The organism is Comamonas sp. A23 (genome assembly GCF_004522605.1).
Classification (GTDB): domain Bacteria; phylum Pseudomonadota; class Gammaproteobacteria; order Burkholderiales; family Burkholderiaceae_C; genus Comamonas; species Comamonas thiooxydans.
This window is the reverse complement of sequence record NZ_RSDT01000016.1, coordinates 1-20,126: the sequence shown is the minus strand read 5'-3', so window position 1 is coordinate 20,126 and position 20,126 is coordinate 1. Positions and strand designations below refer to the sequence as shown.

The window sequence follows — 20,126 nt, the reverse complement described above, 5'->3', positions numbered from 1 at the left end:
TACAAATTGATCACAGTTTCCAGCCGAACTCGAGCGCAATGAAAGCTGAGCATTGGCCGCAGGTCTTTGGTGCAGCGCGGACCGTAACGCTGTAACGCTCACCCTGCCAGCGCACCAGGGCTCCGGCGGCTGCCATGACGGGGCGTGTGTAGTTGGTGCGCAAGCCGGCATAAACGCCAGAGTGCAGATTGCCAAAAGTCAGCGGCGTGTACTCGCCTATGGCGTAGGTGCTCCAGCGGTCGATACTGTTGCGATAGAAGCCGGCCTGCACGGAGAAATTGCTGGAAAACTCTCGTCTGATACCCAGGCCCAGGTTTTCCTCGTTCCATGTTTTGCCACGTTTCCGTTCGCTGAAATGGTGGCTGACCGTGTGCAGATTGATATGCCATGCGCCCGCTGCCTGGCTGACCTGGGCAGACTGATTGACCTCGACGGGCTGAGTGGTCTCGGCAGACTGATCGGCTTCGTCGGCCTGGACTGCGGAGCAGGCAATGACGATGGTCAACCCTGCCAGTGCTTTCAACGATTTCATTGCCGTTCCCCCCGCATCGCTTCACAGGCGCATGCAGACAGGTCAGTGACATCCTTGGCTCGCGTTCGCAGTGCTGCCAAGGGACCTGGCTTATCGATTTTTATTTAAAAAATTCATGTAAACCATGTTTCCTAATGTCTATGACTATCGATGTGGTTGATGTAAGAATAGTTCTTATCTATCGGTGATTGAACTTCAATTGGACTTATGAGGATTTGGGGATTTCTCTGTCGAAAAAGCGGCAGGAAGAGGGTGCGGCTGCGTCCGGCCAGGTTGAAGGCGGTCTCTGTCAGACGCAAAAAAGGCCGCAGGGGCGGCCTTTTTGATGAGCTGAGGCGAGGGAGTTCTCGGCCTTGCGCGGCAGCTTAATCGGCTGGCTGCTGCTTTGCGGCTGCAGCAGCGCGCAGCTTGTCCTTCTTGCTGGGTCTGCGGCCCTTGATGCCGCCGTTGCCGTCCTGCGCGACCGGCGGTGGCGGGACGGCTTCGGTAGGCTCGAAGCCCTGGATTTGCTCCAGATCGATTTCCAGCTGATTGCGCTTGCAGATCAGTTTCCAGTGTGCGGTGTCGGCGGGGCTTACAAAAGTGATGGCGCAACCGGCATGCCCTGCACGGCCCGTGCGGCCAATTCTATGAATATAGTCGGCGGGCGAGCGGGGCAGGTCGTAGTTGATGACCGTGGGCAGCTGTGCGATATCGATGCCGCGCGCGGCCAGGTCGGTGGTGATGAGCAGTTGCCAGCGCTTGGCCTTGAACTGGTCGAGCACGTCCTTGCGCGCACCCTGGCTCATATCGCCGTGGAAGGTGGTGGCGTAGATGCCCGCCTTGTAGAGCTTGTCGGCCAGCATTTCGGCAGTGTGGCGCTTGGCGACAAAGACCAGGGCTCGCTCCCATTCGGGCTGGTTCTCGCCTTGTTTGACGAGCTGGCGCAGCAACTGGGTGCGGCGGGGGCCGTCCACGGCAATGGCGCGCTGGCTGATGTTCTCGGGGCTGGTCGAATGCTCGGCGGCCTGGTCGGCATCGACCTGCACCCGAACGGGATCGTGCAGCAGGCGGGTGGCCAGCGCCTCCACGTTCTGCGGGAAGGTGGCCGAGAGCAGCAGGGTCTGCCGTTTGGCGGGCAGCAGGGCCAGCACGCGGTTGAGTTCTTCGGCAAAGCCCTGGTCCAGCAGGCGATCCGCCTCGTCCAGAACCAGATGCTGCACCGCGTTCAGGCGCACGGCATTGTGCTCCACCAGATCCAGCAGGCGGCCCGGCGTGGCGACCAGAAAGTCGGCGCTGCCACGCAGCTGCATCATCTGCGGGTTGATGGAGACACCGCCATAGACCACGCGGCTGCGTGGTTGCTCACGCAACTGGCGTGTGATGTCGTTCAGGCTTTCATGAACCTGCAGGGCCAGCTCGCGCGTGGGCACCAGAATCAGGGTGGCCAGAGGCCGCACAAAGCCGGTGTGGCCGCGCTTTTGCGCCAGCCAGGCCTGCAGCAGGGGCAGCAGATAGGCCATGGTCTTGCCCGAGCCCGTGGGCGCGCAGGCCCAGAGATCGCGTCCGGCCAGCACGGCGGGGATGGCCTCGGTCTGAATCGGCGTCGCGTCGCGCAGACCCAGGTCGAGTGTGGCATCCAGAAGCTCGGCGCGCAGGCCTAGGGGGGCAAAAGACATAGAAGAATCAATAGCGGTGTGCAGGAGGCGCATTGTGCGGGAATTGCCGCGTCGCAGCGAGGCGCAGGGACAAGCGCGGCGCAGGCTACATTCGCAGGATTACAACCCGCAAGGAGCATCAGCCATGAGTCAGATCACGCATCAAGCCGTTGTCATGACGGAATACGGAGGCCCCGAGGTTCTGCAGATCGCCTCGGTCGCTTCGCTGCCGCTGACGGCTGGACAGGTGCGCGTGCGACACACGCGCATTGGTGTGAACTTTCACGATATCTATGTGCGCTCCGGGCTGTACAAGACGCTGGCGCTGCCGGGCACGCCCGGCATCGAAGCCGTGGGAGTAGTGGCCGAAGTGGGGGAGGGCGTGACTCGCTTCAGACCCGGCGACCGGGTCTGCTATGTCTCTGGCGCCTATGCCATCTACGCCGCCGAGCGCGTGATTGCGGGCGACGAGCTGATTGCCGTGCCCGATGACCTCAGCGACGCGCTGGTCGCATCCAGCCTGCTGCGCGGGCTGACGGCCGATGTGCTGCTGCACCGGGTGGCCCGGGTAGGCCAGGGATCGCGGATCCTGGTCCAGGCCGCCGGTGGCGGCATGGGGCAGATCCTGAGCCAGTGGGCAACGCAACTGGGGGCCATGGTGATCGGCACGGCGGGCAGCGATGCCACGGCAAAAAAGGCCGACCAGGCCGGTTGTGTGGAGGTGATCCGCTATCGCGGCGTGGGCGCCCAGGATGTGGCTGTGCGTGTGCAGCAGTTGACCGGCGGCGAAGGCGTGGATGTGGCTTATGACGGCGTGGGCAAGGACAGTTTCGATGCCTCGCTGGCCAGTCTGGGCATCGGCGGCCAGTTGGTGATGTACGGGCAGTCTTCCGGTCCGGTGCCGCCGCTGGAGATTGCGCGTCTAGCCGCGAAGTCGAACAGCGTGTGCCGGCCCATGGTGTTTCACTTCGTCAAAAAGCCCAGAGAGCGCGATGCCATGGCCGTGCGCCTGTTCGAGGCGCTGCGCAAAAAGCATTTCCGCATGGGCGAGCCGCAGGAGTTTGCGCTGGCCGATGCCGCGCAGGCCCACCGGCAGCTGGAAGCGCATGGAGCCCAGCAGCCGATTTTGCTCGTGCCTTGAAGGGGCTATCTGCGGTAGCGGTCTTACTGCGCGCCGGCTTGGGGGCGTGGCAGATAGACCTCTCGCCATAGGCTGACTTTTTCGTGTTCGTCAAAACGCATGAGCAGCATGGCGACAAAGTGCTGGGCGCTGCCATCGGCCTTGGTGATGCAGACATCCATGGAAAAGACCACGGAGTCCTCGTCGGCCGTGGTGTGCCGGATGTCGTAGCGAATGCCTTCCATGTCCTGCTTCATGCCTTCGAGAAATTCGCGATAGCTCTCGAGGTCCGCTGCATAGTGGCGGCCGTTGGGCTCGACCACGAATTGCTCGGCAAAGCATTCGGCGACCTGCTCGCGGCTCAGCGTGGTGTGACGGTTCAGGTGGCGCTGGTTCCAGTCGAGCACGGCATGGGCCAGCTCCAGATTGCGTTGTCGTTTTGCGTGCATGAAGACCAGTATAGAAGAGCCGATTCCGGGCTCGCTCCGCATTTCTGATGTGGATAGATTTATAAATTTCTATAGCGGCTAGCGCTTTGTATCAATGGATACTGAGATGATTCACACTTGAAATCGACCTGTGTCTTGCGTAACCAGCTATGGTTTTACCAAAGCTGAGATCGGGGGGGACGTAAAAAAGCCCGCGGACTTTGCAGTCTGCGGGCTTTTTGCCACCCTGAGACCCGGAAATCCGGGCCTGGGTGTGCCGATCAACGCTGAGCGATAGGCTTGACGTCGCGCGACACGGAGCCGGTGAACAGCTGGCGGGGACGGCCGATCTTGTACTCGGGGTCGGCCATTTGTTCGTTGAGCTGAGCGATCCAGCCCACGGTACGGGCCAGAGCGAAGATGCCGGTGAACAGGTTGACGGGGATGCCGATGGCGCGCTGCACGATGCCGGAGTAGAAGTCCACGTTGGGGTAGAGCTTGCGCTGGACGAAGTAGTCGTCTTCCAGGGCAATCTTTTCCAGCTTCTTGGCCAGGGCGAACAGGGGATCGTTTTCCAGACCCAGTTCGGCCAGGATTTCGTTGCAGGTTTCCTGCATCAGCTTGGCGCGGGGGTCGTAGTTCTTGTAGACGCGGTGGCCAAAGCCCATCAGCTTCACGCCGCTGGTCTTGTCCTTGACCTGCTCCATGAACTCGCCGACCTTTTCGATGCCGCCATTGGCCTGGATGCCTTCCAGCATGTTCAGGCAGGCCTCGTTGGCGCCGCCGTGGGCAGGGCCCCACAGACAGGCCACGCCAGCGGAGATGGCGGCGAAGGGGTTGGTGCCCGAAGAGCCGCACAGACGCACGGTGGAGGTCGAGGCATTTTGCTCGTGGTCGGCGTGCAGGATGAAGATGCGGTCCAGAGCGCGCTCAACCACGGGGTTGACCTTGTACTCTTCGCAAGGGTTGCCGAACATCATGCGCATGAAGTTGCCGGCATACGACAGGTCGTTCTTGGGGTACATGTAGGGCTGGCCCATACCGTACTTGTATGCCATGGCGACCAGCGTAGGCATCTTGGCGATCAGGCGGATCGCAGCGATGTTGCGGTGCTCTGGGTTGGTGATGTCGGTGCTGTCGTGGTAGAAGGCCGACATGCCGCCCACCAGACCGGTCAGCACGGCCATGGGGTGAGCGTCACGACGGAAGCCGCGCAGGAAGAACTGCATCTGCTCGTTGACCATGGTGTGCTTGGTCACCAGCTCTTCGAAGTTGGCCTTTTCCTTCTCGTTGGGCAGTTCCCCGTACAGCAGCAGGTAGCAGGTTTCCAGGAAGTTGCAGTTCTTGGCCAGTTGTTCGATGGGGTAGCCGCGGTACAGCAGCTCGCCCTTGTCGCCATCGATGTAGGTGATGGCGGATTGGCAGGCGGCGGTAGAGAGGAAGCCCGGGTCATACGTGAACATGCCAGTCTGGGCATAGAGCTTGCGGATGTCGATCACATCCGGGCCGATATTGCCCTGGTACACCGGCATTTCCACACTGGGAGCGCCATTGCTGAAAGACAGCGTTGCTTTGTTGTCAGCGAGTTTCATTTCCAAACTTCCTTCTCTAGTTTGCCTAGCCTACTGGGGACAGTTACCGGGCTGGCGCTTGCGCACCATCTCCAGCACTTCCCTGACTTCTTGGGTATCGAGTTGTCCTTCAGGTTCCTTGCGACGCAAGAAAAGATCCATCAGGTCGTTGTCTGCCAGATCCATCAAGGCAGACAGGCCAGTCGCGTGTCTCCGCGTGAGCTGGCTTCCGTAGGTGGCGAAGAACTGCTCGATGAACAGATCGTTCTCAACCAGACCACGGCGGCTGCGCCACCTCAGCAGGTCGCGCTCACGTTCGTCGAGCAGAGTATTCGTCATCAGCATCAGACGGTTCGACGAACCATCAGCTCCTTGATCTTGCCAATGGCTGCGGTGGGGTTCAGGTGCTTGGGGCACACGTCCACGCAGTTCATGATGGTGTGGCAGCGGAAGAGGCGGTAAGGATCTTCCAGATTGTCAAGGCGCTCGCCCGTGGCTGTGTCGCGGCTGTCCGCGATGAAGCGGTAAGCCTGCAGCAGACCGGCCGGGCCCACGAACTTGTCGGGGTTCCACCAGAACGAGGGGCAGCTGGTGGAGCAGCTGGCGCACAGAATGCACTCGTACAGGCCGTTGAGCTCTTCGCGCTCTTCGGGCGACTGCAGGCGCTCCTTGCTGGGCGATGCGTAGACATCGCTTTGCAGGTAAGGCTTGATCGAGTGGTACTGCTTGAAGAACTGGGTCATGTCCACGATCAGATCGCGGATGACGGGCAGGCCGGGCAGGGGCTTGAGAACGATGTCGCCCTTGAGGGTGTTCATGTTCGTCAGGCAGGCCAGACCGTTCTTGCCGTTGATGTTCATCGCGTCGGAGCCGCACACGCCTTCACGGCAGGAGCGACGGAAGGCAATGGAGGGGTCCATGGCCTTGAGCTTGACCAGGGCGTCCAGCAGCATGCGCTCGTGACCGTCCAGCTCCACTTGCACTGTTTGCATGTAGGGCTTGGCGTCTTTGTCCGGATCGTAGCGGTAGATTTTGAATGTGCGCTTCATTTTGATCTTCTCTCGTGGGCTGCTGAATTAGAACGTGCGGACCTTGGGAGGAACGCTGGCAACGGTCAGGGGCTTGAGGTTCACAGGCTTGTAGGTCAGGCTGTTGGTCGCGCTGTCCCACAGTGTGTGCTTGAGCCATTCCTTGTCGTTGCGGCCCAGGGGGAATTCGGCGTGGTCGGCAGGGTGCTCGTAGTCGTACACGGTGTGTGCGCCACGGCATTCCTTGCGGGCTGCGGCCGAGGTCATGGTGGCTTGTGCCACTTCGATCAGGTTGTCCACTTCCAGGGCTTCCATGCGAGCGGTGTTCCACACCATGGACTTGTCCTTCAGGGTCACGGAGCCGACCTTCTCGCGGATCGCGTTGATCTTTTCCACGCCTTCGTCCATGCTCTTTTGCGTGCGGAACACGCCAGCATGAGTCTGCATGGATTGACGGATCTCGCCGGCGACGTCCTGGGCGTAAGTGCCGTCCTTGGAGTCTTGCAGCTGGTTGAGGCGGGCCAGGGTGCGCTCGGCGCCGTCGGCAGGCACTTCGTGGTGAGCGCCGAAGCCGTTGACGAATTCCACGATGTGCTTGCCGGCAGACTTGCCGAAGACCAGCAGGTCCAGCAGCGAGTTGGTGCCCAGGCGGTTGGCACCGTGCACGGACACGCACGAGCATTCGCCCACGGCGTAGAGGCCGTTGACCACATTGTTCTGCTGACCGTCCCAGACCACGACCTGACCGTTGATGTTGGTCGGGATGCCGCCCATCTGGTAGTGGATGGTGGGAACCACGGGAATGGGTTCCTTGGTGATGTCCACGTTGGCGAAGTTGTGGCCGATTTCTTCCACGGAAGGCAGACGCTTGCGGATGGTTTCTGCACCCAGGTGGTCCAGCTTCATCAGGATGTAGTCCTTGTTGGGACCGCAGCCGCGACCTTCCTTGATTTCCTGGTCCATCGAACGCGACACGAAGTCACGCGGTGCCAGATCCTTCAGCGTGGGAGCGTAGCGCTCCATGAAGCGCTCGCCTTCGCTATTCAAGAGAATAGCGCCTTCGCCGCGGCAGCCTTCGGTCAGCAGCACGCCGGCACCGGCCACGCCGGTGGGGTGGAACTGCCAGAACTCCATGTCCTGCAGAGGAATGCCGGCGCGAGCAGCCATGCCCAGGCCGTCACCGGTGTTGATGAAGGCATTGGTCGAAGCCTGGAAGATGCGACCGGCACCGCCGGTGGCCAGCAGCACGGCCTTGGCGTGCAGCTCGTACAGATCGCCGGTTTCCAGTTCCAGTGCGGTCACGCCGACCACATCGCCCTGGGTGTTGCGGATCAGGTCCAGCGCCATCCACTCCACGAAGAAGTTGGTCTTGGACTTGACGTTCTGCTGGTACAGCGTGTGCAGCATGGCGTGACCGGTACGGTCAGCAGCGGCGCAGGCGCGTTGCACGGGCTTTTCGCCGTAGTTGGCGGTGTGGCCGCCGAAAGGGCGCTGGTAGATGGTGCCGTCGGCATTGCGGTCGAAAGGCATGCCGAAGTGCTCGAGCTCGATCACGACGTTCGGCGCTTCACGGCACATGAACTCGATGGCGTCCTGGTCGCCCAGCCAGTCGGAGCCCTTGATGGTGTCGTAGAAGTGATAGTGCCAGTTGTCTTCGCTCATATTGCCCAGCGAAGCGGACACGCCGCCCTGGGCAGCCACAGTGTGCGAGCGAGTGGGGAAAACCTTGGACAGCGAGGCGACGGACAGACCGGCGCGCGACAGTTCCAGCGCAGCGCGCAGGCCGGAGCCGCCGGCACCGACGATCACGACGTCAAACTTGCGCTTGGTGATATTTGCTTTGGAGTAGCTCATTCTTAACCTTCAATCGTGGAGACTGTGTCTCAATCAGAGACGCCACAGAACCTGGATGCCCCAGCCGATGCAGCCGACCAGCCAGACAATGGTGACCACTTGCAGTGCAAGGCGCAGGCCCACGGGCTTGACGTAGTCCATCCAGATGTCACGCACGCCGATCCAGGCATGCCAGCCCAGAGCCACGAAGAGGGCCAGGGTCAGAAACTTCATCCACTGGGGAGCAAAAATGCCGGCCCACTGCTCGTAGCCCACGGGGCCGCCGACCGTCAGAAAGCGCACCAGCAGCACAACGGTGTACAGCGCCATCAGGACGGCGGTAGAGCGTTGAGCCAGAAAGTCGCGGGTGCCATAGTGCGCACCGACAACGGTGCGCTTGGAGCCGTAATTCACGGACATGGTTGTTTCCTTATCGTGAGGTGTTATTGACTGGGCGCTGATCAGTACAGGCCGAACAGCTTGGCGCCAAGCACCACGGTCAGGGCAACGCTGATGCACAGAACGACGGCGGCGGTGGACTTGCCGGTCTGCTTGTTCACGGCGTGGTGGTTCACGTCCATCACCAGATGGCGGACACCTGCGCAGAAGTGGTGCAGATAGGCCCAGATCAGTGCCAGGCAGACGAGCTTGGCAAACCAGCCAAAGGGACCTGCGAATACCGACGTGAAGGAATCAAACGAAATTTCCGACGAGATCGAGTTGTCGAACATCCAGATGATGAACGGCAGCAGGATCGCCATCAGCAGGCCGCTGACGCGGTGCAGAATGGACACAATGCCTGCCAGGGGCAGGCGATAGGTCGGTAGGTCCGAGAAGAAGTTGATATTGCGGAACTCTGGCCGCTGTTTTGCTTTTTGCTCTGTCATGGCAGGGTACTTTCGTGGATGTAACTGCGTTGTAATCGCTAGTGCGAAGCGACACAAAATTCTATTGCAATGCAGCAGAATCCGTTAGCCGAATTTGCATAGCAGATGATTGGGCTCTGTTGCAATCAACGCTTTTACGGGGGGATTCAGTTCAATGCATTGCGGTAATGATGGGTGTCGGTGCGGTACAGGCCGCGTCGTAACTCCATGGGAACATCGTTGTATGTGTAAGCAGTTCGCTCCACGCTGAGCAGCGGCGTGGTGCTGGGAATGTTCAGCAACTGGGCTTGCTCGGCATCCGGCAGAACGGCGCGAATTTTCTCGTCGGCCCGCACCATGCGCACGCCATAGTCGAGTTCGAACATGGCGTAAGTCGGGCCCTGGTAGTTGGACATCTGTTCGGTCGTCAGCCCCTTGAAGGCGTTGCCAGGCAGCCAGATGTCCTCCAAAATAGTCGGGATTGCGGCAAAGGACAGGGTGCGGCGTACATGCATCACGGCGTCGCCGGTGCGCAGGGCCAGGGCGCGGGCCACTTCGGCAGGCGCGCGCAGGCGGCGGCACTCGAGGATGTGGCGCTCTGCGCGGCCTTCGCCCTGCAGGTCGCCGGCATCGGGTCGCAGATTCAGAAAGCGGTACTGCACCTGCTGGGCAGCGTGAGTGGCCACAAACGTGCCTTTGCCCTGGCGGCGCATGACCAGGTTTTCGGCAGCCAGTTCATCGATTGCCTTGCGCACCGTGCCCTGGCTGACCTTGAAGCGGGCTGCCAGCTCCATTTCACTGGGGATCAGTTCTCCGGGGCGCCATTCGCCAGCTTCCAGACTTTGCAGGATCAGGCCCTTGATCTGCTGGTACAGAGGGCTGAAGGCTGGGGTGGAGACGCCGGCACCACCGCTATGGCTGGCGTTGTTGTCCGGGGCTGTGTTGTGGGGGCTGGGCATAGTTGGTTTTGAAGGTATCGCCTCCGCGATGCGATGCACAAAAAACAGTCGATTTGACTCTGGTCGCTAAGTGAAGATCATATCTTATATAAGACATAAGACAAATTGACCGGGCTTTGATTTCGGCAGTACACTTGCCGCATGTTTGCGGAGCTTGCGCTACTGGTGGTTACGCTGGTGCAACCTGGCGCCCATAACATCTCACTTTTTTCCAATCTTGGAGTTTCACCATGAGCAAGAAGCCCGTCCGTGTCGCCGTTACCGGCGCAGCTGGCCAAATCGGTTACGCCCTGTTGTTCCGCATCGCCTCCGGCGAAATGCTGGGTAAAGATCAGCCCGTTATTCTGCAACTGCTGGAAATCCCCGACGAAAAGGCTCAAAACGCTCTGAAGGGCGTGATCATGGAGCTGGAAGACTGCGCCTTCCCCCTGCTGGCCGGCATCGAAGCCCACGCCGACCCCATGACCGCCTTCAAGGACACCGACTACGCTCTGCTGGTGGGCGCCCGTCCTCGTGGCCCCGGCATGGAACGTGCTGACCTGCTGGCTGCCAATGCCCAGATCTTCACCGCCCAGGGCAAGGCTCTGAACGCCGTGGCTTCGCGCAATGTCAAGGTTCTGGTGGTCGGCAACCCCGCCAACACCAACGCCTACATCGCCATGAAGTCGGCTCCCGATCTGCCCGCCAAGAACTTCACCGCCATGCTGCGCCTGGACCACAACCGCGCTGCTTCCCAGCTGGCTGCCAAGGGCGGCTTCAAGGTCGGCGACATCAAGAAGCTGACCGTGTGGGGCAACCACTCGCCCACCATGTACGCCGACTACCGCTTCGCCACCGTGGACGGCAAGTCCGTGAAGGAAGCCATCAACGACCAGGAATGGAATGCCAACGTGTTCCTGCCCACCGTGGGCAAGCGCGGCGCCGCTATCATCGCTGCTCGCGGTCTGTCGTCGGCTGCTTCGGCTGCCAACGCTGCCATCGATCACATGCGTGACTGGGCCCTGGGCTCCAACGGCGAATGGGTCACCATGGGCGTGCCTTCCAACGGCGAGTACGGCATCCCCGCCGGTATCGTGTTCGGTTTCCCCGTGACCACCACGGCTGACGGCGAATACAAGATCGTCGAAGGTCTGGAAATCGATGCCTTCTCGCAAGAGTGCATCAACAAGACTCTGGCTGAGCTGCAAGGCGAGCAGGACGGCGTCAAGCACCTGCTGTAATCAGCGCAAAACCTATGCAAGACTGGAACCCCGCGCTGTATCTGCGCTTTGCCAATGAGCGCACGCGCCCTGCGGCAGAACTGCTGGCAAGAGTACCTTCCAGCTTGCATTCACCCGCTCGCAGCCTCCGCATCGTGGATCTGGGCTGCGGGCCGGGCAACTCCACCGAACTTCTGGTGGAGCGTTTCCCCGGCGCCGATGTGCTCGGTGTCGACAATTCCGAAGCCATGCTGGAGACTGCGCGCAAGCAGTTGCCGCAGGCCAGGTTCGAGGCCGGTGATATTGCCTCCTGGGCACCTGCTGAAGGTGAGTCAGCACCTGATTTGATCTATGCGAATGCCTCCATCCAGTGGGTGGGCGGGCATGAGAGCCTGATTCCCCGTCTGTTTTCCTTGCTGGCGCCCGGTGGCGTGCTGGCCGTGCAGATGCCTGACAACCGTCAGGAACCCTCGCACCGAAACATGCGCGAAGTCGCCCAACTGCCCCGGTTTGCGGCGCATATCGGGGACGCGAGCAAGGTGCGTACCGAGATTTTGCCCATAGGGGTGTATTACGACCTGCTGGCAGCGCCTCAGCCGGCGTCTCCCGCCAATGAGGCTGCGAGCGTCGATGTGTGGCACACCGTCTATCAGCATCCCATGGACTCGGCCGCAGCGATTGTGCAGTGGCTCAGCAGCACGGGCCTCAAGCCTTTCGTGGAAGGTTTGCCCCGGGAGCTGCAAGCCGAGTACCTGACCGAGTATCAAAGCCGCATCGATGCGGCGTATCCGGAGCGAGCTGACGGCAAGCGTCTGCTGGCTTTTCCCCGACTTTTCATGGTGGCTCAGCGCAAGTCATGACGAAAGAACTGGTTCATCCCGCCACCGTGCTTCTCGATGCTCAGGGTGGCGCTCAGCGTCTGCCCGTCTGCGATCACTACAGCGGCGTGGAAGCGCGCATGCGCAAAAGCCTGCAACTGCAGGCCGAGATGATGCAGGAGTTCGGTACCTGCGTGTTCGATGTGACGCTGGACTGCGAGGACGGAGCTCCCGTCGGTCAGGAGGCCGAGCACGCGCGTCTGGTGGTCGAGCTGGCGAATGGAGCGGCTCAAGGCGCGCGCGTGGCGGCCCGGGTGCATGCGGTGGAGCATGCACATTTCCAGGCAGACATGGACATCATTGCCGGCGGGGCGGCAGACAAACTCTGCCACATCATGATTCCCAAGGTGGAGTCGGTGGATGACGTCATCAAGGCCGAAGCAGCCCTGCAACGCGCGACAGACAAGCGTGTGCCGCTGCATGTCTTGATTGAGTCTCCTGCTGCTGTGCAGCAGGCCTTCGACATCGCCGCACATCCGGCCGTGCAGAGCATCTCTTTCGGGCTGATGGATTTTGTCTCGGCTCACGGTGGCGCCATCCCGGCTTCCGCCATGACGGCACAGGGCCAGTTCGAGCATCCCCTGGTGGTTCGTGCCAAGCTCGAGATCGCGGCAGCCTGCCATGCCCACGGCAAGGTGCCGTCGCACTGCGTGGTCACGGAATTCAAGAATCCTGATGCTTTGGGGGCTTGTGCGCAAAAAGCCTCGCGTGAGCTTGGCTACACGCGCATGTGGAGCATTCATCCTGACCAGATTCGCCCGATTCTGCGTGCATTTGCGCCAGCAGAAGACGAAGTTCTACAGGCGGCACAAATACTTACCTCTGCAGCGGTGCAGAATTGGGCGCCCATCAGTTTTGGTGGTGTACTACACGACCGCGCGAGCTACCGCTATTTTTGGCAGTTGCTGGAGCGCGCTCACCAGACGGGGCAGGTCTTGCCGGTTGAAGTTCAACCCTGGTTTGCCCCGGCCTCAATCCGTTGAACTCATAACAAGTCTGCAGGAGCTAATTCCTATGAAGACCCTGATCGCCACTTTGATGATTGCCGCTCCCCTGGTCGCAATCAGCCACTCTGCCGTGGCAGAAACCGCACCCAAGGCCAAGGCGGCCGCCGCCAAGAAGGCTCCCGCCGCCAAGAAGGCCACCACTACTTCCAAGAAGGGCAAGGCTGCCGCTGCCGTAGCTGCAGGTGGCGCGGGTGCTGCCGCCGTCGTGGCCGCCGGCCCGGCTTCCGCCGCACTGGGCACGGAAGAGCTGGCCGTGGCCGAGCGCGTGCACAAGGGCCGCATTGCCTGCGAGCTGGGCGCCTATGTGAACGTGAACGCCGACGCAGCCAACCCCGGTTACTTCATCGTGGACGGCCGTGGCTTCAAGTACCACATGTCTCCCGTCAAGACTTCCACCGGCACCGTGCGCCTGGAAGACAAGGCAGCTGGCGCCGTGTGGCTGCAGATCGCCAACAAGTCCATGCTGATGAACCAGAAGGCCGGCCAGCGTCTGGCGGATGAGTGCATGAGCCCCGAGCAGCAGCAAGTGGCCGAAGCCATCCGCAAGAACCCACCTCCCAGCCTGCTGGACAGCAAATAAGTCTGGCGAGGCTGAGGACTGGCGTATCGCACATGCGCCAGTCCTGTAATTCGCGCTCCACGCGCAGCCTTTTTCAAAAAACCATTGGAGAGAACCCATGTTGAAAGCCTACCGTGACCATGTGGCAGAACGCGCCGCACTTGGCATCCCCCCGCTGCCTCTGGATGCCAAGCAGGTCGCAGACCTGATCGAGCTGATCAAGAATCCACCCGCCGGTGAAGATGCATTCCTGATGGATCTGCTGACCCATCGCGTGCCGCCCGGTGTGGATGATGCAGCCAAGGTCAAGGCTTCCTTCCTGGCTGCCGTGGCTCACGGCGACCTGAAGGTGGGTCTCATCTCCAAGGCCAAGGCCACCGAGCTGCTGGGCACCATGGTGGGTGGCTACAACGTGCACCCCCTGATCGAGCTGCTGGACGATGCCGAAGTGGCTGGCGTGGCTGCCGATGCGCTGAAGAAGACATTGCTGATGTTCGACTTCTTCAATGACGTGGCCGACAAGGCCAAGGCCGGCAATGCCAAGGCCAAGGAAGTGATGCAAAGCTGGGCCGATGCCGAGTGGTTCACTTCGCGTCCCAAGGTCGAGGAAAAGATCACCGTCACCGTCTTCAAGGTGCCCGGCGAGACCAATACCGACGACCTGTCGCCCGCTCCCGATGCCTGGAGCCGTCCCGACATTCCTCTGCACTACCTGGCCATGCTCAAGAACACGCGTCCCGACGCGGCGTTCAAGCCCGAAGAAGACGGCAAGCGTGGCCCCATGCAGTTCATCGAAGACCTGAAGAAGAAGGGCCACCTGGTTGCCTATGTGGGCGACGTGGTCGGTACCGGTTCTTCGCGCAAGTCCGCCACCAACTCCATCATCTGGGGCACGGGCGTGGACATTCCCTTTGTTCCCAACAAGCGCTTTGGCGGCGTGACGCTGGGCGGCAAGATCGCTCCCATCTTCTTCAACACGCAAGAAGACTCCGGCGCCCTGCCCATCGAAGTCGATGTTTCCAAGCTGGAAATGGGCGACGTGATCGACGTGCTGCCCTACGCCGGCAAGATCGTCAAGAACGGCGAAACCGTGGCTGACTTCCAGCTCAAGTCCGACGTGCTGCTGGACGAAGTGCAAGCAGGTGGTCGTATCAACCTGATCATCGGCCGTTCGCTGACCGCCAAGGCTCGCGAAGCCCTGGGTCTGCCCGCATCCACCGAGTTCCGCCTGCCCCAGGCTCCTGCCGCTTCCACGGCTGGCTTCACACTGGCCCAGAAGATGGTCGGCCGCGCCTGCGGTCTGCCCGAAGGTCAGGGCGTGCGCCCTGGTACCTACTGCGAACCTCGCATGACCACCGTCGGCTCGCAGGACACCACCGGCCCCATGACTCGCGACGAGCTCAAGGATCTGGCCTGCCTGGGCTTCTCCGCCGATATGGTGATGCAGTCCTTCTGCCACACAGCGGCTTACCCCAAGCCCGTGGACGTGAAGACCCATCGCGAACTGCCCAACTTCATCAGCAACCGCGGCGGCGTGGCCCTGCGTCCTGGTGACGGCGTGATCCACAGCTGGCTCAACCGCCTGCTGCTGCCCGACACCGTGGGTACTGGTGGCGACTCGCACACCCGTTTCCCCATCGGCATCTCCTTCCCCGCAGGCTCCGGCCTGGTGGCCTTCGGCGCTGCTACTGGCGTGATGCCTCTGGACATGCCCGAATCGGTGCTGGTGCGTTTCAAGGGCGAAATGCAGCCAGGCGTGACCCTGCGCGATCTGGTGCACGCAATTCCCTTGTACGCCATCAAGCAAGGTCTGCTGACCGTGGCCAAGGCCGGCAAGATCAACGAATTCTCGGGTCGCATCCTGGAAATCGAAGGTCTGCCAGATCTGAAGGTTGAACAAGCGTTCGAACTGTCTGACGCTTCTGCCGAGCGTTCCGCCGCCGGTTGCACGATCAAGCTGAACCCCGAGCCCATCAAGGAATACCTGACATCGAACATTGTTCTGATGAAGAACATGATCGCTGACGGTTACGCCGACGCCAAGACTCTGCAGCGCCGTATCGAAAAGGTCGAAGCCTGGCTGGCCAAGCCAGACCTGCTGGAAGCCGACAAGAACGCTGAGTACGCTCACGTCATCGAAATCGACATGTCCGACATCAAGGAACCCATCGTTTGCTGCCCCAACGATCCTGATGATGCCAAGACCCTGTCTGACGTGGCCGGCGCCAAGATCGACGAAGCCTTCATCGGCTCCTGCATGACCAACATCGGTCACTTCCGCGCTGCAGCCAAGCTGCTGGGCGGCCAGCGCGACATCCCCGTCAAGCTGTGGGTGGCTCCTCCCACCAAGATGGACCAGGACGAGCTGATCAAGGAAGGTCACTACTCTGCCTTCGGCACTGCCGGTGCCCGTACAGAAATGCCCGGCTGCTCGCTGTGCATGGGTAACCAGGCTCAAGTGCGTGAAGGTGCGACTGTCATCTCGACTTCCACTCGTAACTTCCCCAACCGTCTGGGCAAGAACACCAACGTGTATCTGGGCTCGGCCGAACTGGCAGCCATCGCTTCGCGTCTGGGTTACCTGCCTTCCAAGGAAGAGTATCTGAAGGAAATGGGCGTGATCGATGCCGACAAGGCCTCCGTCTACCGCTACATGAACTTCAACGAAATCGCCGAGTACGCTGAAGTGGCGGCCAAGATCTAAGCGCTCAGGCGCCAGATGACAGGGCCTTCAAGGGCCTTGCTAAGAAGCCCGCAGGATGCAAGTCCTGCGGGTTTTTTGCTTTTCAGGCCCTGCGCCTGGCCTGCAGCCGTTGCAGCGCCCGCTGTGTCTCGGCATCTGCCGGGAAGAAGGATTCGACGGCCAGCTCCTGCAGCGTCACGTCCACGGGCGTGCCGAAGATGGTGATGGTGCTGATGAAGCTCAGTGTGCCCAGATGGGTGTGCAATTCGAAGGGCACGGCGATGGGGCTAGGCAGAGGGGAGTCCTTGTCCTCGGCGAACGGATAGGCTGCGATTTCGTCATGCAGTGCCTGTAGCTCGCTGTCTGCCGTGGCGGCGATCTGCTGCTGCAGGCGGTGCAGCAAATGGGCACGCCATTGCGCGGAGTTGGCCAGGCGTGGGCCCAGCCCCTCGGGGTGCAGGCTCAGGCGCAGCACATTCACGGGTGGCTCCAGCAGCCAGGGCGCCACGCCGTCCAGCAGCAGCGGCACGACGGCATTGGTGGCCACCAGATTCCAGTGTCTATCCACGGCCAGGGCCGGGCTGGGCTCGTGGCCCTTGAGCACCAGCTCCACTGCCTGGCGCGCGGCCGCCAGATCGGGGTGGTCCAGGGGACGGGCCTGGTACATGGGCGCAAAGCCCGCAGCCACCAGCAGTGCATTGCGCTCGCGCAGCGGCACCGACAGGCGCTCGGCCAGCCGCAGCACCATCTCGCGGCTGGGCTGGGCGCGGCCTGTTTCCACATAGCTCAGGTGGCGTGTCGAAATCTCGGCTTCCAGCGCCAGCCCTTGCTGGCTCAGCCGGCGGTGCTGGCGCCAGTGGCGCAGGTGGTCGCCAAACGGCGCGAGTGCACCAGGCGGCTTATGAGCGGCATGAAAAGAAGAGGGGGAGGTGCTGGAGTTCATGCCCGCATCGTAGTGGCAGGCCGGACAGCAGGCCATGACCTGCGAGGTTATCGACGCTGTGCGAGCGGATGGCAATCATGGGCCCCAGCAGCCGGCACAGGGCCGGCCGCAAGACCTTCGTCATAGAACAGGAGTTTTCCATGTCCATTTTTGCTTCTCCCCGGTTTCTGCGTCTTGTGATGTGTGCCGATGCGGCCTCCTGCGCCGCCACGGGTGCACTGCAACTGGCCTTGCAGCGGCCACTGGCCGATCTGACGGGGCTGCCGCCTTTCCTGCTGACGGCAACGGGTCTTTTCTTGCTGGCCTATGCATCGGCCGCAGCCTGGATGGCGCGTCGCGAGCCACTGCCGCGCACGCTGATCGGTCTGGTGGCTCTTGGCAATCTGGGCTGGGCGCTGGGCTGCGCGGTCCTGGTGTTTGGCTCCGGCCTGGCGCTCAGTGCCTGGGGTCTGGCCTGGGTGGCGGCGCAGGCCGTCGTGGTGCTGGTCCTGGCCGATCTGCAGTGGGCAGGGCTGCGTGCCTCTCGCCATGCGGCCCGGCAGGAGGCGCAGCTCGCGCTTTGAATGAATCAAAAAAATATCAGCTAGCGCCTGTCATTCTTTGAAAGCAGACTGATTTATTGCTGAAAACATGGATTGGCAGTCGCTACAAGCTATGCTTTTTCTTATATCCGCCATGTGTCCGGGCGGATAAGCGGGCCGGGGGAGGCAGAGATAATTCCGTACAGCATAAAATTCACGGTTGCGCCGCGCTGGCGCACTCTTCGCAACCATGGGTTCCCTCGCCCCCATCGACCAAAAAGGACTGTCATGACATCCGCTCATGCCGTGCAGACGCAAGCGTCGCGCGTGCCGTTTTATCTCTCCGTTCTCGTCGCCTTCCATATCGCGCTGGTCATCGCCAGCAACTACCTGGTGCAACTGCCCATCACGCTGCTGGGCTTTCACAGCACCTGGGGCGCCTTCAGCTTTCCGTTCATCTTTCTGGCTACCGATCTGACCGTACGCCTGATCGGCAAGACTGCGGCGCGACGCGTCATCATGCGTGCCATGCTCCCTGCGCTGGTAGTGTCCTATGTGGTGGGCGTGCTGTTCCACGAAGGCCGCTTCAATGGCTGGGAAGCGCTGCAAAGCTTCAACGGCTTTGTGTTCCGCATTGCACTGGCCAGTTTTGCCGCCTATGTGCTGGGCCAGTTGCTGGATATTCAGGTCTTCGACCGCATCCGCCAGAAAAGCCATTCCTGGTGGCTGGCTCCGGCGGCCGCGTCGGTGTTCGGCCAGGTGCTGGACACCGCAGCCTTTTTCTCGATCGCCTTCTGGAATAGCTCCGATGCCTTCATGGCGGCCAACTGGGTGGAAATCGCCATGGTCGACTATGTCATCAAGCTGGGTGTGAGTCTACTGCTGTTTGTTCCCGCCTATGGCGTGGTGCTGGCGGCCATTGTGCGCAGCATGAAGGTACAGGTCATGCCCGCAACGGCAATCCGCTGAGGATGCGGCGTGCAGGGCAGGCCCGGGTGCAGGGGCCTGTCCGACATGTGCATTTGCTTCGCCAGGTCCTGCTGGCAGCCGCAGCTTGTGCCTGGTTGGAGACGAAGAGCGGCAGTCCCGTATGACATCCGGTGATGGCCGAGTCGCCCGGGGGCTCTGACTTGTCGTTTGTCAACGAGTCAATGGGATGTCACAAGGGCGTGAATCTTGGTGGAGCCTCGTTCCAGAAGATGGGGTCAGGCGAGCCTTGCAAGATCGACAATCTGGCGAAGGCCGCTTTGCCGCCAAGGGTGATGACTATGGTTTTTGAGCCCGCCTCGAGTCCATGAAAAAGGCCGTCTATCAAGGACGGCCTCGGTATTTTTCCGCGCTGCGTTGCTGGGCTCAGGTCTGGCTTTGCAGATAGTTCTGCAGTCCGATCTTGTCGATCAGTCCCAGCTGCTTTTCCAGCCAGTAGGCGTGGTCTTCCTCGGTATCGTGCAACTGGGCCAGCAGGATGTCGCGGCTCACATAGTCGCGGTGCTGCTCGCACAGCGCCACGCCTTGTTGCAGGCCGGCACGGACTTCGTATTCGGTGTCCAGGTCCTTGCGCAACATCTCGGGAACGGTCTCGCCGGGCGTGAATTCCTTGGGACGCATGTCGGGGCGGCCGCCCAGCATCAGAATGCGGCGCAGCAGTGCGTCGGCGTGCTGGGTTTCTTCCTGCATCTCGTGGTCCAGGCGCGTGAAGAGCTTGGCGAACCCCTGGTCTTCATAGATGCGCGAGTGGGCGAAATACTGGTCGCGCGCCGCGAGCTCGCCGCGAAGCAGGTCCTTGAGGTAGTCGACGACTTCGGGATGGCCTTGCATAGTTGTTGTTCTCGGTGAGTTTTCGAAGCCTGAAGTATCTCGCGACCGGCTTCGGGAATCAAAGGCAGCTATCAATTCCCGAGCGCACGCGCTCTGGATGCGGGCTGTAAGCAGATGCATTCGCATTGCTTGGTGCGTATCGAGGCTGATCGCGTTCGTCCGATTCCTCGCAAGGGATGGCGATAGCACCCAGCACTTTTGGTCAGCATGGACCGATCAACGGCAAAGCAGGGACAGCACTTGGCGCACTTGGCAAGCCTCCACAGAGGCTACTCCTGCCCACAGGGCAGGGATGCAGGGCCGCACTAGTTGCAATTGGCTGCGATGATGTCTCGAAAAATCGAGTGCCTAGCTTGCCTTCCTCAATCTCCTGGGGTTCTCGGAACGTACAGTCAGGCCGAGACTGCTTCCTTGCAGGGGAAACGCTCGGCCCAGTGACGAGCCAAATCAATACGGCGGCACACCCACACGTTGTCGTGCTTCTGGATGTGGTCGAGGAAGCGCTGCAGCGCTGTAATCCGGCCGGGACGGCCCAGCAGTCGGC

20 protein-coding genes and 1 pseudogene are annotated in these 20,126 nt (G+C 61.3%); 8 read left to right on the top strand and 13 right to left on the bottom strand.

Going from position 1 to position 20,126, the window contains the following annotated elements; genetic code table 11:
- Nucleotides 1-10: 10 nt before the first annotated feature.
- Together EIC84_RS23730 and EIC84_RS23725 are read right to left on the bottom strand one after the other, a co-directional pair.
- Nucleotides 11-532: a hypothetical protein gene (locus EIC84_RS23730; protein ID WP_003063585.1), complete on the bottom strand. Its 522-nt coding sequence runs from the start codon at nucleotides 530-532 to the stop codon at nucleotides 11-13.
- 365 nt (nucleotides 533-897) lie between these two features.
- On the bottom strand, nucleotides 898-2,190 hold the full coding sequence (locus EIC84_RS23725) for a DEAD/DEAH box helicase (protein ID WP_003063583.1): 1,293 nt from the start codon (nucleotides 2,188-2,190) through the stop codon (nucleotides 898-900).
- A 124-nt stretch (nucleotides 2,191-2,314) separates the two neighbouring features.
- On the opposite strand from EIC84_RS23725, the gene EIC84_RS23720 reads away from it, so the two are divergent.
- Nucleotides 2,315-3,310, top strand: coding sequence for a quinone oxidoreductase (locus EIC84_RS23720; protein WP_003063582.1), 996 nt, complete (start codon nucleotides 2,315-2,317; stop codon nucleotides 3,308-3,310).
- A gap of 23 nt (nucleotides 3,311-3,333) precedes the next feature.
- On the opposite strand, the gene EIC84_RS23715 is transcribed toward EIC84_RS23720, so the two are convergent.
- The 8 genes from EIC84_RS23715 to EIC84_RS23680 all read right to left on the bottom strand — a co-directional run bounded on the left by EIC84_RS23715 (nucleotide 3,334) and on the right by EIC84_RS23680 (nucleotide 9,974).
- Entirely contained in the window at nucleotides 3,334-3,738 is a 405-nt protein-coding gene (locus EIC84_RS23715) for a nuclear transport factor 2 family protein (RefSeq protein ID WP_171832534.1), read from the bottom strand.
- Nucleotides 3,739-3,998: 260 nt separating this feature from the next.
- Nucleotides 3,999-5,309 (bottom strand): citrate synthase, encoded by a 1,311-nt coding sequence (locus tag EIC84_RS23710; RefSeq protein WP_003063579.1) that lies wholly within the window; start codon nucleotides 5,307-5,309, stop codon nucleotides 3,999-4,001.
- A 30-nt stretch (nucleotides 5,310-5,339) separates the two neighbouring features.
- Entirely contained in the window at nucleotides 5,340-5,633 is a 294-nt protein-coding gene (locus EIC84_RS23705; RefSeq protein WP_003053208.1) for a succinate dehydrogenase assembly factor 2, read from the bottom strand.
- Nucleotides 5,633-6,337 carry a succinate dehydrogenase iron-sulfur subunit gene (locus EIC84_RS23700; RefSeq protein ID WP_003053210.1) on the bottom strand — a complete coding sequence of 235 codons (705 nt, stop codon included), beginning with the start codon at nucleotides 6,335-6,337 and terminating at the stop codon, nucleotides 5,633-5,635. Before EIC84_RS23700 ends, EIC84_RS23705 begins: the two co-directional genes overlap by 1 nt.
- A 27-nt stretch (nucleotides 6,338-6,364) precedes the next feature.
- Nucleotides 6,365-8,170, bottom strand: coding sequence for a succinate dehydrogenase flavoprotein subunit (gene sdhA / locus EIC84_RS23695; RefSeq protein WP_003063577.1), 1,806 nt, complete (start codon nucleotides 8,168-8,170; stop codon nucleotides 6,365-6,367).
- Nucleotides 8,171-8,203: 33 nt separating this feature from the next.
- Nucleotides 8,204-8,569, bottom strand: coding sequence for a succinate dehydrogenase, hydrophobic membrane anchor protein (gene sdhD / locus EIC84_RS23690; RefSeq protein ID WP_003063575.1), 366 nt, complete (start codon nucleotides 8,567-8,569; stop codon nucleotides 8,204-8,206).
- A 41-nt stretch (nucleotides 8,570-8,610) separates the two neighbouring features.
- On the bottom strand, nucleotides 8,611-9,036 hold the full coding sequence (sdhC, locus tag EIC84_RS23685) for a succinate dehydrogenase, cytochrome b556 subunit (protein ID WP_003063573.1): 426 nt from the start codon (nucleotides 9,034-9,036) through the stop codon (nucleotides 8,611-8,613).
- Nucleotides 9,037-9,182: 146 nt separating this feature from the next.
- The gene (locus EIC84_RS23680) at nucleotides 9,183-9,974 is read right to left on the bottom strand and encodes a GntR family transcriptional regulator (protein ID WP_003063570.1); all 792 of its coding nucleotides are present in this window, start codon (nucleotides 9,972-9,974) and stop codon (nucleotides 9,183-9,185) included.
- Between the two features lie 230 nt (nucleotides 9,975-10,204).
- Between EIC84_RS23680 and EIC84_RS23675 the strand changes: the two genes are divergently transcribed.
- The 5 genes from EIC84_RS23675 to acnB all read left to right on the top strand — a co-directional run bounded on the left by EIC84_RS23675 (nucleotide 10,205) and on the right by acnB (nucleotide 16,321).
- Nucleotides 10,205-11,194: a malate dehydrogenase gene (locus tag EIC84_RS23675; RefSeq protein WP_003063568.1), complete on the top strand. Its 990-nt coding sequence runs from the start codon at nucleotides 10,205-10,207 to the stop codon at nucleotides 11,192-11,194.
- A gap of 14 nt (nucleotides 11,195-11,208) precedes the next feature.
- Nucleotides 11,209-12,033 carry a trans-aconitate 2-methyltransferase gene (tam, locus tag EIC84_RS23670; RefSeq protein WP_003063566.1) on the top strand — a complete coding sequence of 275 codons (825 nt, stop codon included), beginning with the start codon at nucleotides 11,209-11,211 and terminating at the stop codon, nucleotides 12,031-12,033.
- Complete coding sequence (locus EIC84_RS23665; RefSeq protein ID WP_003063564.1) at nucleotides 12,030-13,034, top strand: CoA ester lyase; 1,005 nt, start codon at nucleotides 12,030-12,032, stop codon at nucleotides 13,032-13,034. The genes tam and EIC84_RS23665 overlap by 4 nt, the downstream gene beginning before the upstream one ends.
- A gap of 31 nt (nucleotides 13,035-13,065) precedes the next feature.
- Nucleotides 13,066-13,638 (top strand): hypothetical protein, encoded by a 573-nt coding sequence (locus EIC84_RS23660; protein ID WP_003063562.1) that lies wholly within the window; start codon nucleotides 13,066-13,068, stop codon nucleotides 13,636-13,638.
- Nucleotides 13,639-13,735: 97 nt separating this feature from the next.
- Nucleotides 13,736-16,321, top strand: coding sequence for a bifunctional aconitate hydratase 2/2-methylisocitrate dehydratase (acnB, locus tag EIC84_RS23655; RefSeq protein WP_003063559.1), 2,586 nt, complete (start codon nucleotides 13,736-13,738; stop codon nucleotides 16,319-16,321).
- 82 nt (nucleotides 16,322-16,403) lie between these two features.
- On the opposite strand, the gene EIC84_RS23650 is transcribed toward acnB, so the two are convergent.
- Nucleotides 16,404-17,243 carry a helix-turn-helix domain-containing protein gene (locus EIC84_RS23650; RefSeq protein WP_050788942.1) on the bottom strand — a complete coding sequence of 280 codons (840 nt, stop codon included), beginning with the start codon at nucleotides 17,241-17,243 and terminating at the stop codon, nucleotides 16,404-16,406.
- A gap of 140 nt (nucleotides 17,244-17,383) precedes the next feature.
- Here EIC84_RS23650 and EIC84_RS23645 point away from each other — a divergent pair, with 140 nt between their 5' ends.
- Both EIC84_RS23645 and EIC84_RS23640 read left to right on the top strand, forming a co-directional pair.
- Complete coding sequence (locus EIC84_RS23645; RefSeq protein ID WP_034361706.1) at nucleotides 17,384-17,806, top strand: hypothetical protein; 423 nt, start codon at nucleotides 17,384-17,386, stop codon at nucleotides 17,804-17,806.
- A 246-nt stretch (nucleotides 17,807-18,052) separates the two neighbouring features.
- Nucleotides 18,053-18,733, top strand: a complete 681-nt coding sequence (locus EIC84_RS23640) for a 7-cyano-7-deazaguanine/7-aminomethyl-7-deazaguanine transporter (protein ID WP_003063549.1) — start codon at nucleotides 18,053-18,055, stop codon at nucleotides 18,731-18,733.
- A gap of 384 nt (nucleotides 18,734-19,117) precedes the next feature.
- Here EIC84_RS23640 and bfr read toward each other — a convergent pair whose 3' ends face one another.
- A complete protein-coding gene (gene bfr / locus EIC84_RS23635; RefSeq protein ID WP_003063542.1) occupies nucleotides 19,118-19,582 on the bottom strand; it encodes a bacterioferritin in 465 nt (154 codons plus the stop codon).
- Between the two features lie 392 nt (nucleotides 19,583-19,974).
- Nucleotides 19,975-20,126, bottom strand: a pseudogene (locus EIC84_RS26430) (allantoinase); the annotation flags it as partial.